Genomic DNA, 13,765 nt, shown 5'->3' with positions numbered 1-13,765 from the left:
TAAGAAATGGAAGTTCAAGGAAGAATTAAAGTAATAGGAGAAACGCAAACTTTTGGAAACAATGGGTTTAGAAAGCGTGAAGTTGTAGTTACCACAGAAGAGCAATACCCACAACATATAATGGTAGAATTTGTACAAGATAAAACAGATTTACTAAATAATTTTCAAGTTGGGCAACAAGTGAAAATAAACATTAATTTACGCGGAAGAGAGTGGGTTAACCCACAAGGTGAAACTAAATACTTCAACTCTATTCAAGGATGGCGTATAGAGGCATTACAACAAGAACCAACAGATGGCAATGTGCCTCCTGTACCACCAATGGATGCCTTTGAACCTGCTGGGGAATTAAATGAAGAAGATCAAGACGATTTACCGTTTTAATAAATTTGATGTTCCCGTATAAAAAATGGGAATACATTAAAAACCTCAACAGATTAATGTTGAGGTTTTTTATTTTTACACCATGTTTTTTCTTAATAAAGACCTGTGGTTTCCAGATGTAAATAAAGCTACTCCAGAAGGTATTTTGGCTGTTGGGGGCGATTTATCGGTAGACCGATTACTACTAGCATATAACTCTGGAATTTTTCCGTGGTTTGAAACCGATGAACCCATTATATGGTGGAGTCCCAATCCGCGTTTTGTGCTGTTTCCAGAAAAGCTAAAAGTGTCTAAAAGCATGAGACAAGTCATGCGCAATAAAACATTTACAGTTACCGTAAATAAAGCGTTTAGAGATGTTATAACAGCCTGTGCGCATATAAAACGTAACGGACAACAAGGTACTTGGATAACCCAAAACATGATAGAAGCCTACACAAAATTACATGAGTTAGGATATGCCAAATCTGTTGAGGTGTGGCAAGACAATACATTAGTTGGAGGTTTTTACGGCGTAGATTTAAACAATGGTGTTTTTTGTGGTGAGAGTATGTTTTCTAAAGTAAGTAATGCCAGTAAAGTGGCGTTTATTAGTTTTATTAAAAACACCCACTATAAACTTATAGATTGCCAAGTATATACCAATCATTTGGCAAGTTTAGGAGCCGAAGAGATACCAAGAGATGCTTTTTTGAAGTTTTTAAAAACTTAATTTTGTTTGGTGCAGAATCTAAGTCATTAGAACGACGTGTATTCTAAGACGAAAAATATTACCAATTTGGTAACTTTTTTGTTATATTTGCGACAAACAAGTATAAAGTGAGAGTTATAGCAAAACGAACTTTACGAGATTTTTGGGATAAACACGCTGATTGTGAGGAACAATTAAAATCTTGGTTTAGAGAAACTGAAAAATCTGAATGGAAAAATATTAATGAATTAAAGAAAGATTACCCAAGTGCCAGTATTTTAAAAGACAACCGAATTGTTTACAATATTAAAGGTAATAACTACCGTTTGATTGCAAAATTCAACTTTGAATACCAAATATGCTGGATAAGATTCATTGGAACTCACGCCGAATACGATAAAATAGACGCAAATAATATCTGATTATGAAAATAACACCGATAAGAAACGAAAAAGATTATCAAAATGCTCTGGATAGACTTGAGGAGATTTTTGATGCAAAAAAAGGAACTGACGAAGGAGATGAATTAGAAATCCTATCAATTTTAATTGACCGATATGAAAATGAGAATTTTCCAATTGAAATGCCTGATCCAATTGAGGCAATCAAATTCCGAATGGAACAGATGGGAATGAAACAAAAGGATTTAGCCGAAGTTATCGGGTTTAAAAGTAGGGTTAGTGAAATCTTGAACAAAAAACGTAAGCTAACTTTAGGAATGATTAGAAAACTCAATTCAACACTTCATATACCAACTGAAGTTTTGGTTCAAGATTATTAATAAAAGTCTGTAATGGCTATAAGAAATAATTGCTTATTCTCGCCACTTATAATAATCCTCGCGGATTTTCAATTTAATGTATGCTTTCAAAATTTAGTGTTCTACTCACAAAAAATCTAAAGTCTACAAACAGCACCAGTTAACAAAAACAAGTAGTTTTTAGTATGAACATTAAAACTTTCTAGGCGGTATTCTAATCCGGTTTCAAATTTTAAATCTTGGCTTAATTGCCAACCAATTTTAGCAGTCGTTCTTTTGTCTAGTAAGGGGGCTTTGTTTTTACTCACAATCCATAACCCCTCTAAAGATGCTGTAAAATGCGTGTTAGCATTTTCTAAACTATTGCCATTTAGTGGGAAATTTATACTAAAGCGGTAGCGTTGTCTAAAATCTGTAAAGCTATCAAATATGCGTTGCTCTAACCTTATTCTATGCCCAAAACGTATATTTTGTTGTTGTTTAGTATAATTAAATTGCTGTGAAAGCCTTAGTTCATCACTTCCGCTATTAAACCAATCTCTATTTCTGTAGTAAATACCAAGACCTAATTTTTTAGATAGGTTTAAGTTAAAGGTAGAATAATGAAAAACATCTAGCTGTTGTTGCCTATACCCAAAACTATTTTGGTGTAAAAAATACCTGCTTCTAAGTGTGAAATTTGTTGTGTAATTTTTTGATACTTTGTGGTTTAAAGCAGCTGAAGTTTCACCTAAAGCATCAAAATTATCATCTTGAGCCAACAACGCATCATTACAAATAAGAAAACAAAAAATAAGTAGCCCTAAACTATACTTCATCATATCTAAAACAGCTTGTAACATGATTGTTTACCATTCCAGTTGCCTGCATGTGTGCATAAACCACTGTGGTACCCACAAACTTAAAACCATGTTTTTTTAAATCTTTACTAATAGTATCACTTAAGGCTGTGTTTGCAGGAACTTCATTTAAAGTTTTAAAATTGTTTTTTATAGGTTTGCCATCAACAAAACCCCAAATGTAGTTGCTAAAGCTACCAAATTGTTTCTGTATTTTAATAAAGGCTTGGGCATTGGTAACCGTTGCATTAATTTTTAGTTTATTCCTAATTATGCCAGCATCTTGTAATAACTGGTCTATTTTATCTTGTTTGTATTGGGCTATTTTTTTATAGTTAAAATCATCAAATGCTTTTCTAAAATTTTCACGTTTACGTAAAATGGTTATCCAGCTTAATCCCGCTTGAAAGGTTTCAAGTATTAAAAATTCAAACAACTTAGCGTCATCATAAACAGGAACACCCCATGCTTCATCATGGTATTTTTCATATAGAGCATCACCTTCACACCAAGCACACCGTTGCTTAATATTCATGAATGTAAGTTTTATTGGTTAGGTATGACAAATGTCATCTTATAAAGAACGGCAAGATACTAATTTTGTACCGTCATCAAAACCATTTGTTATGAACAACATTATAAAATCTAGTTTAGAAAATAGTATGTCTTATGAGGCATATCGTAGTTTAATGCTTAAATTAGTAGAACAGGAAAGCGCTACTGGAGTTGATAAAAGTGCTGATAAAATAGACTTTACTAAGTTGAATAACAGGCGCATGAAGCGTTGGGATAAGACTTTAAAAATAGACAACAAATCTAAAAAACGTCTTTTAGATTTTAATGCTAATGTTACGTGGTTAGTTATTACAGAAAGTTGGTGCGGAGATGCTGCCCACGTTTTACCCGTTTTGAATAAAATTGCAGAATTGAACCCTAAAATTACTATGCGTGTAGTTTTAAGAGATGATAATCTTGAATTAATGGATATGTTTTTAACCGATGGAAACAGGGCAATACCAAAGTTAATTATGATTGACAATGAAACGGGTGCTGTTTTAGATACTTATGGGCCAAGACCAAGCGAAGCGACTTATTATGTGAAAAGATTTAAAGCTGAAAATGGTAAGCTTACGCCAGAGTTTAAAGAAGATTTACAACATTGGTATAATAAAGATAAAGGAAACACAATAATAGATGATATTGCTGAAATGTTAAGCAGATTTCAACCTAGTTTTTCCCAATAAAGTTAAATGTAATAGATCCTATTTGGGTTGGTTTTGAAGCATCTGCACTAAATATAGACTCTTTAGCGTAATCTAGAGCGTGTTCAATTAAGCATTCGTTATCAGAATTTGATGAGGTGTTTACATAAGCATCAATAACATGTCCTGAAGCATTAACGGTTATGTTTACTACAATTTTTCCGTTAACTTCACAAAGATACACAGGAATAGGTATATAAACTTTTGTTCTTCCTTTTAAAGAGAATCCAATAGTGCTATTGGCATTATTGGCTTCTTCTTGTTGTTTTTTTAGTACGTTATTAACTTTGTCAAATTGAGAGAGCGCTTCTTCATTTAAGTCGTCTAAGTGGTTGTTTTTATATTTTTCTTTATAATTGTTTAACGCTTGGTCACTGTCTATATCGCTTGTTTTAGGAACATAATCTTCGGGTGGTGCAATAGTTTTATAAGCTTGTGCAAAATGATTCGCTTTTTGTGTTTCGTTAAAAGCGCTATTAGTTTCGGCTTTAGAGCTGTTTAGTTTATCTAAAGCTTCAATAATTTTAATTTCTTCCTCAGTAAGTTCCTCTTCAGGTTCTAATTCGAAATAACTTTCAGCAATACGTTCTTGTTGTTGTTTTAGGCTAAAACTAAACACAGAAAGTACTACCGTTGCTGCTACAAGAAAGGTTAATACTAGGGCTTTATGTTGATTTGAGAGATGCAATTTTTACCAATTGTTTATCCAATATACGTAAAAATAAATATTTTAGTTCTTTAAATTAGTAATGAAAGTTTCAATAGAGGTAGCTTTTTCAACATTAAAATTGCCAATTCTAGTGCGCCTTAAAGCAGAAAGGTGTGCGCCAGAGTTTAATGCTTTACCAAAATCGTTAGCTAAAGAGCGTATGTAAGTGCCTTTACTACAAACCACTCTAAAGTCAATATTTAAACTAGCTGTACTAAGCGCAGTAGAAGTTTCAATATTAGTAATTTCAAATTCTGAAATAGTTACTTTTCTAGGTTTTATTTCTACATCTTCACCAGCTCTAGCAAATTCATAAAGGCGTTTTCCATCTTTTTTTATAGCAGAAAACACTGGTGGAAACTGTTCAATATCGCCAATAAATTGTTTTGTGGTTTCGTTTATTAAAGTTTCGGTAATATGTTCGGTAGGAAAATGTTCGTTTATTTCGGTTTCTAAATCAAACGAAGGCGTTGTACAGCCTACAACAAAAGTGCCTGTGTATTCCTTTATTTGAGCTTGATAAGTGTTAATTTCTTTGGTTTTTTTTCCTGTGCAAATAATTAATAATCCTGTTGCTAAAGGATCGAGTGTGCCCGCATGCCCAACTTTTATTTTTTTTATTTTGAAGGCTTGTCTAATTTCCCACCGCAGTTTATTAACTACTTGAAAAGAAGTCCAGTTAAGAGGCTTGTCTATTAATAATATTTGTCCAGAAAGGAAATCTTCAGCAGTCATATTTTAATTTAGAAATGAAACTGTAATAGCAATAAGCCCCACAATAACGCAGTAAATAGCAAAGTATGATAATTTACTTTTTTTAACTAAAGCAATCATCCAAGTACAGGCAAAAAGTCCAGCTACAAAAGCGGCTACAAAACCAACGGAAAGTGCCGTAAAGTTTTGACTTTCCATAGAAATATCGCCACTTAAAACATCTTTAGCAATTTTCCCAAAAATTAAAGGTACTACCATTAAAAATGAAAAACGCGCAGCTTTAGTTTTATCATTACCAAGTAAAACAGAGGTTGAAATAGTGGCGCCAGAGCGCGAAATACCAGGAAGCATAGCAATGGCTTGTGAAATACCAATAACAAATGCGTTACTAAAGGTTACTTTTTTGTTAGTGTCTTTAGCTTTATCGGCTAAAAATAAAAGGGCTGCCGTTACAATTAACATAGCGCCTACAAGCAAAATGTTACCACTAAAAAGGGTTTCTAATTGTTCTTCAAAAAATAACCCAACTATTACAGCAGGTAGCATTGATACAACAATTTTAACTAAAAACTGCATGTCTTCATTCCACTGAAGCTTTAAAATCCCTTTAATAATATCAAAAATGTCTTTTCTAAAAATAACTATAGTACTTAAAGCGGTTGCAAAGTGTAGTACTACGGTAAAAAGTAAGCTTTCTTCAGGCACAGAATGGTCGCCCAGAATTGCTTTACCCAATTCTAAATGTCCGCTAGATGATACAGGTAAGAACTCTGTAAGCCCTTGAATAATACCTAAAATAATTGCGTCTAATGTATCCATGGGGCAAAAATAATTAAATAGAAATACAAATTGTGTTTTAATATGTTAATGATGTAATATTTGGTATTTTTAATATATGGAAATAATTGTGGCACCCGATAAGTTTAAAAATTCGCTAACAGGAATAGCATTCTGTAATGCTGTAGAGGAAGGTGTAAAATCGGTTATTCCTGAAGTTGAAATTTTAAAATTACCATTAGCCGATGGTGGCGATGGTACTATTGATGTTGTAAACTATTACTTAAAAGGCAACATGGTAAAATTAATGGTTAATAACCCATTTTTTGAACCTGTTGAAGCGTCTTATTTATATTCTGAAGACACCAAAATAGCATTCATTGAAATGGCCGAAGCCTCTGGTGTTAAATTATTAAAACCACAACAGTTTAATTGTAAAAATGCGTCTACTTTTGGTACAGGCGAGTTAATTAAAGATGCTTTAAATAAAGGGGTAAAACACATTATTTTAGGTATAGGCGGAAGCGCTACTAACGATTGTGGTATTGGTATGGCATCAGCATTAGGTTTTCAGTTTTTTAATGCTAACAATAAAGAGGTTAAGCCTATTGGTGCTAATCTTTCAGAAATAAAAAAAATAGAAGTCTTAAAAGCACATCCAAAGCTGCTAACTACCAAGTTTAGTGTAGCCTGCGATGTTACCAACCCATTATACGGCAAAAACGGAGCAGCCTATGTATATGCCGCACAAAAAGGAGCTACAGAAAGTGATATTAAAATGCTTGATAAAGGTTTACAAGATTTTTCAAAGCTTTTAGAAACTACTTTTAAAGTTGATGTGCAAAGTGTAAAAGGTGCTGGTGCAGCTGGTGGTATGGGTATTGCTTCAAAATTGTTTTTAAATGGCGAATTAACTCCAGGTATTACGCTCATTAAAAATTTAGCAAATTTTGACACTAAAATATCTAAAGCCGATTGGATTATTACTGGCGAAGGTAAATTAGACACGCAAACCATGTCTGGAAAAACCATTCAAGGTGTGTTAACTTCCGCGAAAGCGCAACAAATTAAAGTGGCTGCTTTTTGTGGTTCGCTAGAGTTGTCAAAAGAAGAAACTACCAAAATGGGAATTAATTACGCTAGTTCTGTAATTGAAAACGCAACTGATTTAGATGATGCCATGAAAAATAGCTATAATTATGTAAAACAAATGGCAGAAACGTTTGCTTTATCATTCCTGCGAAAGCAGGAATCTATTTAAAAGAGAAAAAGAAGTTCATACTTTTTCAGTAAAATGCTACTATTTATCAGGATTTAAAAGAATAGCATAAATTTGAATACCAAATCCAGCTAACACTAAAGCGGGTGCTAAACGGATGCGCCTCCAGTTAAAAATTTCAGGATTAAAAACATTAGGGTCATCACTACCACCACCAGACATTAAAATAAAACCAATGGCAATAAACGCTAATCCAATAAACATGAATTTATAGTTTTTTTTACCAAAAATAAAAACTGGTTTAGATTCTTCTTTTCGTTTTTTTTCTCCCATCTTTCTTTTAGAATAATTGCAAATTAAAGGAATTATTTAATACTTAAGTGTTAATGCTGTTTTAAATTAGTGCTAGTAGTAAAGTTCATCTGTTCTTAAATTCAAGAAACGTTGGGTAGCAAAATGGGTGCTTATCCATGTAATTATAATGCCTAGGCCAAAAACAAACACAAAAAGTAAAATTACAAGAATAGGGTTAGCTAAAAGTTCTAATTCTGGAAAAGTTTGGTTTAAATAATAAAAAACAACTGCCATTCCTATTAAAGCTAATGTGGCACCAATAATGCCTAAACGTATACTTTTCCAAATAAATGGTCTGCGTATAAATTGTTTTGTAGCCCCAACCATTTGCATGGTTTTTATAGTAAAACGTTTAGAGTAAACAGATAAACGTAATGAGCTGTTAATAAGCAATACGGCTATTACAGTAAAAAGGGCACTAATTACCAATACCCAAAAACTTATTTTTTTTACGTTATCGTTCATTAAGTTTACCAAGTCATTATCATAGCTTACTTCATCAACAAATTTTTTGTTTAAAGCCTCTACAGATACGGTTTCTAAATATTCAGAGGTTACGTAATCGGCTTTTAAGTAAACGTCTATAGAATTTTGTAACGGATTGTAACCAACAAAGTCCATAAAATCTTCACCCGTTTCGGCTTTCATAAATTCGGCAGCTTGTTCTTTACTAACGTATTCAATAGATTTAACATAATCGCTCATAGCTAAACTTTTTTCAAGTTGCTTAATTTCTATGTCTTTAGCGTTTTCTTTTAAATAAATAGTAACAACTACCTGTTCTTTAAAATGATCAGATACTTTTTTAGCATTAATTAAAATAATACCCAATAATCCCAGTAAAAACAATACTAAGGCAATACTTAAAACTACAGAGAAATAAGAAGAGATAAGTCGGCGCTTTTGTTGTTTTTCAAAGTATGAGCTCATAAATGTTTTTGGATTAATAATGTAAAAATAATAAAGTATTCTTATTCTATATTAGCAACAACGCTTAATCTTTTACTATAGTTCTTTTTTTATCGTTTTTTTTTTTTGGCTTGCTAATAATATAAACACCAATAGCTACTAAAACGCAGCTTAAAATCTTAATCAAATTAATATCTTGGGCATATTGGTTTAGAGCAAAAAGATAGGCTAAAATACTAACTAATAAAAAGCTAACCACAGGTTGTAAATAAACATAGCTACTGGTTACTGATGGGGCTAGGTGGTTAAGTGCATAAATATTGAATAAATAAGCAAAAAACGTAGTAAACAAAACAACATAGCCTATGGTTAGGTATGTATTTGTGGTAAAGGCTTCAAAATTGGTGTTTAAAATATCTGAAATTCCAAAGGGAAATATGTAAAGAAACCCAAATAGAAATAGCCAACTAGCAACAGTAATGGCATGGTATTTTTTCATTAGTGTTTTGGCTAGAACTAAGTAAAGTCCGTAGCTACAAGCGTTTAGTAATATAAATAAATTACCAAGAAACGAGCTGGTACCAACAGCTTTGTTTCCGTATAAAATTAAAAAAATAGCACCAGTAGCAGCTAAGGTTATTCCTAGTATCTTGTTTTTAGTAATACGTTCTTTTAAAATAATAACGCTAAAAATTAAAACTAAAACAGGCGTTGCTGTTTGAATTATAGAAGCATCAATAGGTGATGTTAAATTAATGCCATGAAAAAATAACATTTGATTGGCTGCTCCTCCAAAAAGTCCACATAGCGCAAGCATAAAAAAGTCTTTTTTCTCAACATTTTCTTTAATAAACAAAAGCTTAACAACCCAGAATAGTAGCGCGCAACAAGAAAGCCTTATAAAAACAAAAGCCGTTGGCGAAATTTTATCGGGCATAATACCTTTAGCTATAATATAATTGGCGCCGTAAATTATATTAGCTCCAAGTAGCGCTAAATGTGCTTTGTACTTGTTGTTTAACAATAGAAATTAGTAAAAAAATGAAACAGTATAATTTTCTAAAAAGAAGCAAAAGTAATATTTAAAAATAACTTTATAATCAATAAAAATCTATTAAATAATTAGTGTAAACCTGCAGGTGTTTCTGTTGGGTAAAACAAATGATTATTTTTATTTGGCACAGTTCTTGGAAAATAGCAAACCCTAATTTAAACTTTAAACTATTATGAAAAAATTATGTATTGTTTTAGCAATTGCTGCTTTGGGAATTTCACTACAATCAACTGCTCAAGAGGTAACTTTTGGTGCCAAAGCAGGGATTAATATTGCTAATTTTTCTGGAGGCGATGCCGATAGAAATGCTTTAATAGGGCTTCAAGCAGGATTGATTTCTGAAATTGCATTCAGCGACAAATTCTCACTACAGCCAGAGTTGTTGTATACAAGACAAGGTTCTGAAGCCGAAGATATTGTTAAAGTTAAACTCGACTATATCGCGGTTCCAGTATTGGCAAAATTTTATGTAGCCGAAAATTTTAGTGTGGAAGTTGGCCCTCAATTTTCTTTTTTGGTAGATGATAAGGGAGACTATAACGATAGTAGCATCCCCGATGCTGATACCGACGCCTCAAGTTTCGATTTTAGTGCAAACTTAGGTTTGGGTTATAATTTTGGGGCAAATATGTTTGCTCAACTAAGATATAATTATGGTATTACAACAGTTGTAGAAAATCCAGATATTAAAAATAGCGTCTTTCAATTGGCTTTAGGGTATAAGTTTTAAAGCTAATTTTCTTATATAAACCTTAAAAAAACATCCTGTAACTCAGGATGTTTTCTTTTTAGAATACTTATATAACATTAATAGGCAGTTTAATACCTATTCCTTAAATTTGCAACTTCAAAAAGTGTGTTGTAGATAGGTGTTTAGTGATTCAATACATTGAAAATCATAGCTTTACCCTTGTAATTAACGATAATTAGAATTTAGTTTAAATGAATTACAATTTCAACGAAATAGAAGCCAAATGGCAAGAATATTGGGCCAAAAACCAAACGTTTAAAGCCGAAAATCAAAGTGATAAACCCAAATATTATGTGTTGGATATGTTTCCGTATCCAAGTGGTGCGGGTTTACATGTTGGGCATCCATTAGGTTATATTGCTTCTGATATTTATGCACGTTACAAACGTCATAAAGGTTTTAACGTATTGCATCCGCAAGGATATGATTCTTTTGGTTTACCGGCTGAACAGTATGCCATTCAAACAGGTCAACATCCTGCCATTACTACTGCCGAAAATATTAAAACCTATCGTCGTCAGTTAGATCAAATTGGTTTTTCGTTCGATTGGTCTCGTGAGGTAAGAACCTCTGATCCGAAATATTACAAATGGACACAATGGATTTTTATTCAGCTATTCAATTCATGGTATAATTACGAAACAAATAAAGCCGAAGACATTTCAGCATTAATTAAAATATTTGAAGTTGAAGGGAATACCAATGTAAATGCCGCTTGCGATGATGATGTAGAAAGCTTTACTGCAGAAGATTGGAATGGTTTTGATACTACAAAAAAGCAAAAAATTCTATTACAATACCGCTTAACGTATTTAGCCGAAACCGAAGTAAACTGGTGTCCTGCTTTAGGTACGGTATTGGCAAATGATGAAATTGTAAATGGCGTGTCTGAGCGTGGTGGACATCCTGTAATTGGAAAGAAAATGACCCAATGGAGTATGCGTATTTCAGCCTATGCAGAACGTTTACTTCAAGGTTTAGAAACTATTGATTGGACAGATTCTTTAAAAGAAAGTCAGCGTAACTGGATAGGAAAATCGGTTGGAGCTTCAGTAACCTTTAACGTCATTTCGAGTGAAACGACGCAATCTCATACCATAGAAGTATTTACCACACGTCCTGATACTATTTTCGGAGTGAGTTTCATGACTTTAGCGCCAGAGCACGAGTTAGTTTCTAAAATAACAACACCCGAGCAAAAAGAAGCAGTAGAGGCTTATGTTGAAGCCACCGCAAAACGTAGTGAGCGCGATAGAATGGCCGATGTTAAAACCATTTCAGGGGTGTTTACTGGGGCTTATGCAGAACATCCGTTTACTAAAGAACCTATTCCAATTTGGATTGGAGATTACGTATTAGCAAGTTACGGTACAGGCGCTGTAATGGCAGTACCATGTGGTGATCAACGCGATTATGATTTCGCGAAGCATTTCAACATTCCTATTCCAAATATTTTTGAAGGTGTTGATATTTCTGAGCAAGCCTTTGCAGATAAAGAAAAAACCATTATTGCCAATAGCGATTTTATTAATGGCATGAACTATAAAAAAGCTACCAAACGAGTAATTTATGAGTTGGAGCAAATTGGTCATGGCAAAGGAAAAACCAATTACCGCTTACGCGATGCTGTGTTTAGTCGCCAGCGTTATTGGGGAGAGCCGTTCCCAGTGTATTACGTTGATGGCTTACCACAAATGATTGATACCAAGTATTTACCAATTGAGTTGCCTGAGGTTGAAAAATATTTACCAACCGAAACCGGTGAACCACCATTAGGAAACGCCACCAAATGGGCTTGGGATACCGTAAATAATAAAGTGGTTGAAAACGAAAAGATTGACAATAAAACCGTATTCCCATTAGAGTTAAATACCATGCCAGGGTGGGCAGGAAGTTCGCAATACTTTAACCGCTACATGGATCCACATAATGACGAGGCCATCTTCTCTAAAGAAGCTATAGATTATTGGCAACAAGTAGATTTATATATTGGTGGTAGTGAACACGCAACCGGTCACTTACTGTATTCGCGTTTTTGGCAAAAATTTATGTTTGATAAAGGCTATGTAAACCACGATGAGTTTGCTAAAAAGCTAATTAACCAAGGCATGATTTTGGGGACGAGTGCTTTTGTTGCAAGGTTTTCGGGGTATTATAAAATTGGAGTGTATGTTTCAAATGAAAACGAAACAAACAAGGAGCCTCTTTTAAAAGATAATCCAATTATGGAGGTTTCAACTGAAAAAGGTGTTTTGTACGTTTCTAGTGGAATAACAGATGATTTAGAATTACTTAAAAGTGAGACGAAACAAATTGTTCTTGATAATTTTAAAAAGAAAATTGATTTAACTTCAAGTTTTGATTTTGAAATAGATTTAAAAATAGAATTTATTGATTATCAATTAGATTTTATACATTCAGATGTTTCTTTTGTCAACTCATCTGATGAATTGGATGTCGAAGCCTTTAAAAATTGGAGAGAAGAATTTATGAGGGCGAAATATCTTTTCGAGGCTGACGGAACCTTTAAAGTAAAAAGAGAAGTCGAAAAAATGTCCAAATCAAAATATAATGTAGTTAATCCAGACCAAATTTGTGTTGATTATGGTGCCGATAGTTTACGTCTTTACGAGATGTTTCTTGGGCCTTTAGAGCAATACAAACCTTGGAATACGGCTGGTATTACCGGTGTTCACGGTTTCTTAAAGAAGCTTTGGAAACTGTATTTTGATGACAACGGACTTAAAGTAACCGATGCAGAACCAACCAAAGACAACCTTAAAACATTACATAAAACCATTAAAAAGGTTGAAGAAGATATTGAGAATTTCTCTTTCAATACATCGGTATCAACCTTCATGATTGCGGTTAATGAGTTAACAAGTCAAAAATGTACAAGTAAAGCTATTTTACAACCATTATTGGTGCTAATTTCACCCTATGCGCCACATGTAGCAGAACAACTTTATGCTTGTGTTGAATTTGGTAAGTACATTCAACCAGAAGAATTACCAAGTGATTACAAAGGTATTAGTGATGTTGCGTTTCCTAAGTTTGACGAAAGTTATTTAATAGAAAGCAGCAAAGTATACCCAATTTCGTTTAACGGAAAAATGCGTTTTACTATGGAGTTACCATTAGATATGAGTAAAGAAGACATAGAAAAAGCAGTAATGGCGCACGAAAAAACACAAGAACAATTAGCGGGCAGAACGCCTAAAAAGGTTATTGTAGTGCCTGGTAAAATTGTGAATATTGTAGGGTAAAAAACGTCGTTCTAAGGGGAGCATCGTGGAGATTTCAATCATAATAGGTATTCCAAATTGTAAAGATTGTTCCTAC

The 13,765-nt window shown here is 33.3% G+C and carries 16 protein-coding genes; 8 read left to right on the top strand and 8 right to left on the bottom strand.

Going from position 1 to position 13,765, the window contains the following annotated elements:
* The first annotated feature begins 6 nt into the window (after positions 1 to 6).
* The 4 genes from BWZ22_RS05125 to BWZ22_RS05110 all read left to right on the top strand — a co-directional run bounded on the left by BWZ22_RS05125 (position 7) and on the right by BWZ22_RS05110 (position 1,856).
* Positions 7 to 384, top strand: a complete 378-nt coding sequence (locus BWZ22_RS05125) for a DUF3127 domain-containing protein (RefSeq protein ID WP_076698426.1) — start codon at positions 7 to 9, stop codon at positions 382 to 384.
* Positions 385 to 466: 82 nt separating this feature from the next.
* Positions 467 to 1,096, top strand: coding sequence for a leucyl/phenylalanyl-tRNA--protein transferase (aat, locus tag BWZ22_RS05120; RefSeq protein ID WP_076698424.1), 630 nt, complete (start codon positions 467 to 469; stop codon positions 1,094 to 1,096).
* A 107-nt stretch (positions 1,097 to 1,203) separates the two neighbouring features.
* Positions 1,204 to 1,497 carry a type II toxin-antitoxin system HigB family toxin gene (locus BWZ22_RS05115; protein WP_076698423.1) on the top strand — a complete coding sequence of 98 codons (294 nt, stop codon included), beginning with the start codon at positions 1,204 to 1,206 and terminating at the stop codon, positions 1,495 to 1,497.
* A 2-nt stretch (positions 1,498 to 1,499) separates the two neighbouring features.
* Positions 1,500 to 1,856 (top strand): type II toxin-antitoxin system HigA family antitoxin, encoded by a 357-nt coding sequence (locus BWZ22_RS05110; protein ID WP_076698421.1) that lies wholly within the window; start codon positions 1,500 to 1,502, stop codon positions 1,854 to 1,856.
* A 116-nt stretch (positions 1,857 to 1,972) separates the two neighbouring features.
* Here BWZ22_RS05110 and BWZ22_RS05105 read toward each other — a convergent pair whose 3' ends face one another.
* Positions 1,973 to 2,677: a DUF2490 domain-containing protein gene (locus tag BWZ22_RS05105; protein WP_083692196.1), complete on the bottom strand. Its 705-nt coding sequence runs from the start codon at positions 2,675 to 2,677 to the stop codon at positions 1,973 to 1,975.
* Entirely contained in the window at positions 2,643 to 3,209 is a 567-nt protein-coding gene (locus BWZ22_RS05100; RefSeq protein ID WP_076698420.1) for a DNA-3-methyladenine glycosylase I, read from the bottom strand. The genes BWZ22_RS05105 and BWZ22_RS05100 overlap by 35 nt, the downstream gene beginning before the upstream one ends.
* 91 nt (positions 3,210 to 3,300) lie before the next feature.
* Here BWZ22_RS05100 and BWZ22_RS05095 point away from each other — a divergent pair, with 91 nt between their 5' ends.
* Positions 3,301 to 3,918 carry a thioredoxin family protein gene (locus tag BWZ22_RS05095; protein WP_076702294.1) on the top strand — a complete coding sequence of 206 codons (618 nt, stop codon included), beginning with the start codon at positions 3,301 to 3,303 and terminating at the stop codon, positions 3,916 to 3,918.
* On the opposite strand, the gene BWZ22_RS05090 is transcribed toward BWZ22_RS05095, so the two are convergent.
* Genes BWZ22_RS05090 through BWZ22_RS05080 form a run of 3 tightly spaced genes read right to left on the bottom strand, consistent with a single transcriptional unit; the run spans position 3,902 to position 6,178 of the window.
* On the bottom strand, positions 3,902 to 4,624 hold the full coding sequence (locus tag BWZ22_RS05090) for a hypothetical protein (RefSeq protein WP_232225233.1): 723 nt from the start codon (positions 4,622 to 4,624) through the stop codon (positions 3,902 to 3,904). The two genes, BWZ22_RS05095 and BWZ22_RS05090, sit on opposite strands and share 17 nt — an antisense overlap.
* A 42-nt stretch (positions 4,625 to 4,666) precedes the next feature.
* The gene (truB, locus tag BWZ22_RS05085) at positions 4,667 to 5,380 is read right to left on the bottom strand and encodes a tRNA pseudouridine(55) synthase TruB (protein ID WP_076698418.1); all 714 of its coding nucleotides are present in this window, start codon (positions 5,378 to 5,380) and stop codon (positions 4,667 to 4,669) included.
* A gap of 3 nt (positions 5,381 to 5,383) precedes the next feature.
* Complete coding sequence (locus tag BWZ22_RS05080) at positions 5,384 to 6,178, bottom strand: undecaprenyl-diphosphate phosphatase (protein WP_076698417.1); 795 nt, start codon at positions 6,176 to 6,178, stop codon at positions 5,384 to 5,386.
* A gap of 76 nt (positions 6,179 to 6,254) precedes the next feature.
* Between BWZ22_RS05080 and BWZ22_RS05075 the strand changes: the two genes are divergently transcribed.
* Positions 6,255 to 7,397: a glycerate kinase gene (locus BWZ22_RS05075; protein ID WP_076698415.1), complete on the top strand. Its 1,143-nt coding sequence runs from the start codon at positions 6,255 to 6,257 to the stop codon at positions 7,395 to 7,397.
* A 39-nt stretch (positions 7,398 to 7,436) separates the two neighbouring features.
* Here BWZ22_RS05075 and BWZ22_RS05070 read toward each other — a convergent pair whose 3' ends face one another.
* The 3 genes from BWZ22_RS05070 to BWZ22_RS05060 all read right to left on the bottom strand — a co-directional run bounded on the left by BWZ22_RS05070 (position 7,437) and on the right by BWZ22_RS05060 (position 9,642).
* Positions 7,437 to 7,688 (bottom strand): DUF3098 domain-containing protein, encoded by a 252-nt coding sequence (locus tag BWZ22_RS05070; protein WP_076698414.1) that lies wholly within the window; start codon positions 7,686 to 7,688, stop codon positions 7,437 to 7,439.
* A 72-nt stretch (positions 7,689 to 7,760) separates the two neighbouring features.
* The gene (locus tag BWZ22_RS05065; protein WP_076698412.1) at positions 7,761 to 8,639 is read right to left on the bottom strand and encodes an ABC transporter permease; all 879 of its coding nucleotides are present in this window, start codon (positions 8,637 to 8,639) and stop codon (positions 7,761 to 7,763) included.
* Positions 8,640 to 8,703: 64 nt separating this feature from the next.
* The gene (locus tag BWZ22_RS05060) at positions 8,704 to 9,642 is read right to left on the bottom strand and encodes a DMT family transporter (protein ID WP_076698410.1); all 939 of its coding nucleotides are present in this window, start codon (positions 9,640 to 9,642) and stop codon (positions 8,704 to 8,706) included.
* Between the two features lie 202 nt (positions 9,643 to 9,844).
* Here BWZ22_RS05060 and BWZ22_RS05055 point away from each other — a divergent pair, with 202 nt between their 5' ends.
* Positions 9,845 to 10,402 (top strand): porin family protein, encoded by a 558-nt coding sequence (locus BWZ22_RS05055; protein WP_076698409.1) that lies wholly within the window; start codon positions 9,845 to 9,847, stop codon positions 10,400 to 10,402.
* Between the two features lie 212 nt (positions 10,403 to 10,614).
* A complete protein-coding gene (locus BWZ22_RS05050) occupies positions 10,615 to 13,689 on the top strand; it encodes a leucine--tRNA ligase (protein WP_076698407.1) in 3,075 nt (1,024 codons plus the stop codon).
* Positions 13,690 to 13,765 lie beyond the last annotated feature (76 nt).

The organism is Seonamhaeicola sp. S2-3 (assembly GCF_001971785.1).
GTDB lineage: Bacteria > Bacteroidota > Bacteroidia > Flavobacteriales > Flavobacteriaceae > Seonamhaeicola.
Note: the sequence above shows the minus strand (reverse complement) of the source record. Positions and strands in the feature narration are given on the sequence as shown.

Excerpts from the sequence above, each read along its gene's own strand:
- BWZ22_RS05125 (WP_076698426.1), top strand. The coding sequence starts at position 7 with ATGGAAGTTCAAGGAAGAATTAAAGTAATAGGAGAAACGCAAACTTTT.
- BWZ22_RS05105 (WP_083692196.1), bottom strand. The coding sequence starts at position 2,677 with ATGTTACAAGCTGTTTTAGATATGATGAAGTATAGTTTAGGGCTACTT.
- BWZ22_RS05055 (WP_076698409.1), top strand. The coding sequence starts at position 9,845 with ATGAAAAAATTATGTATTGTTTTAGCAATTGCTGCTTTGGGAATTTCA.
- BWZ22_RS05065 (WP_076698412.1), bottom strand. The coding sequence starts at position 8,639 with ATGAGCTCATACTTTGAAAAACAACAAAAGCGCCGACTTATCTCTTCT.
- aat (WP_076698424.1), top strand. The coding sequence starts at position 467 with ATGTTTTTTCTTAATAAAGACCTGTGGTTTCCAGATGTAAATAAAGCT.
- BWZ22_RS05095 (WP_076702294.1), top strand. The coding sequence starts at position 3,301 with ATGAACAACATTATAAAATCTAGTTTAGAAAATAGTATGTCTTATGAG.
- BWZ22_RS05070 (WP_076698414.1), bottom strand. The coding sequence starts at position 7,688 with ATGGGAGAAAAAAAACGAAAAGAAGAATCTAAACCAGTTTTTATTTTT.
- BWZ22_RS05080 (WP_076698417.1), bottom strand. The coding sequence starts at position 6,178 with ATGGATACATTAGACGCAATTATTTTAGGTATTATTCAAGGGCTTACA.
- BWZ22_RS05110 (WP_076698421.1), top strand. The coding sequence starts at position 1,500 with ATGAAAATAACACCGATAAGAAACGAAAAAGATTATCAAAATGCTCTG.
- truB (WP_076698418.1), bottom strand. The coding sequence starts at position 5,380 with ATGACTGCTGAAGATTTCCTTTCTGGACAAATATTATTAATAGACAAG.
- BWZ22_RS05075 (WP_076698415.1), top strand. The coding sequence starts at position 6,255 with ATGGAAATAATTGTGGCACCCGATAAGTTTAAAAATTCGCTAACAGGA.
- BWZ22_RS05050 (WP_076698407.1), top strand. The coding sequence starts at position 10,615 with ATGAATTACAATTTCAACGAAATAGAAGCCAAATGGCAAGAATATTGG.
- BWZ22_RS05100 (WP_076698420.1), bottom strand. The coding sequence starts at position 3,209 with ATGAATATTAAGCAACGGTGTGCTTGGTGTGAAGGTGATGCTCTATAT.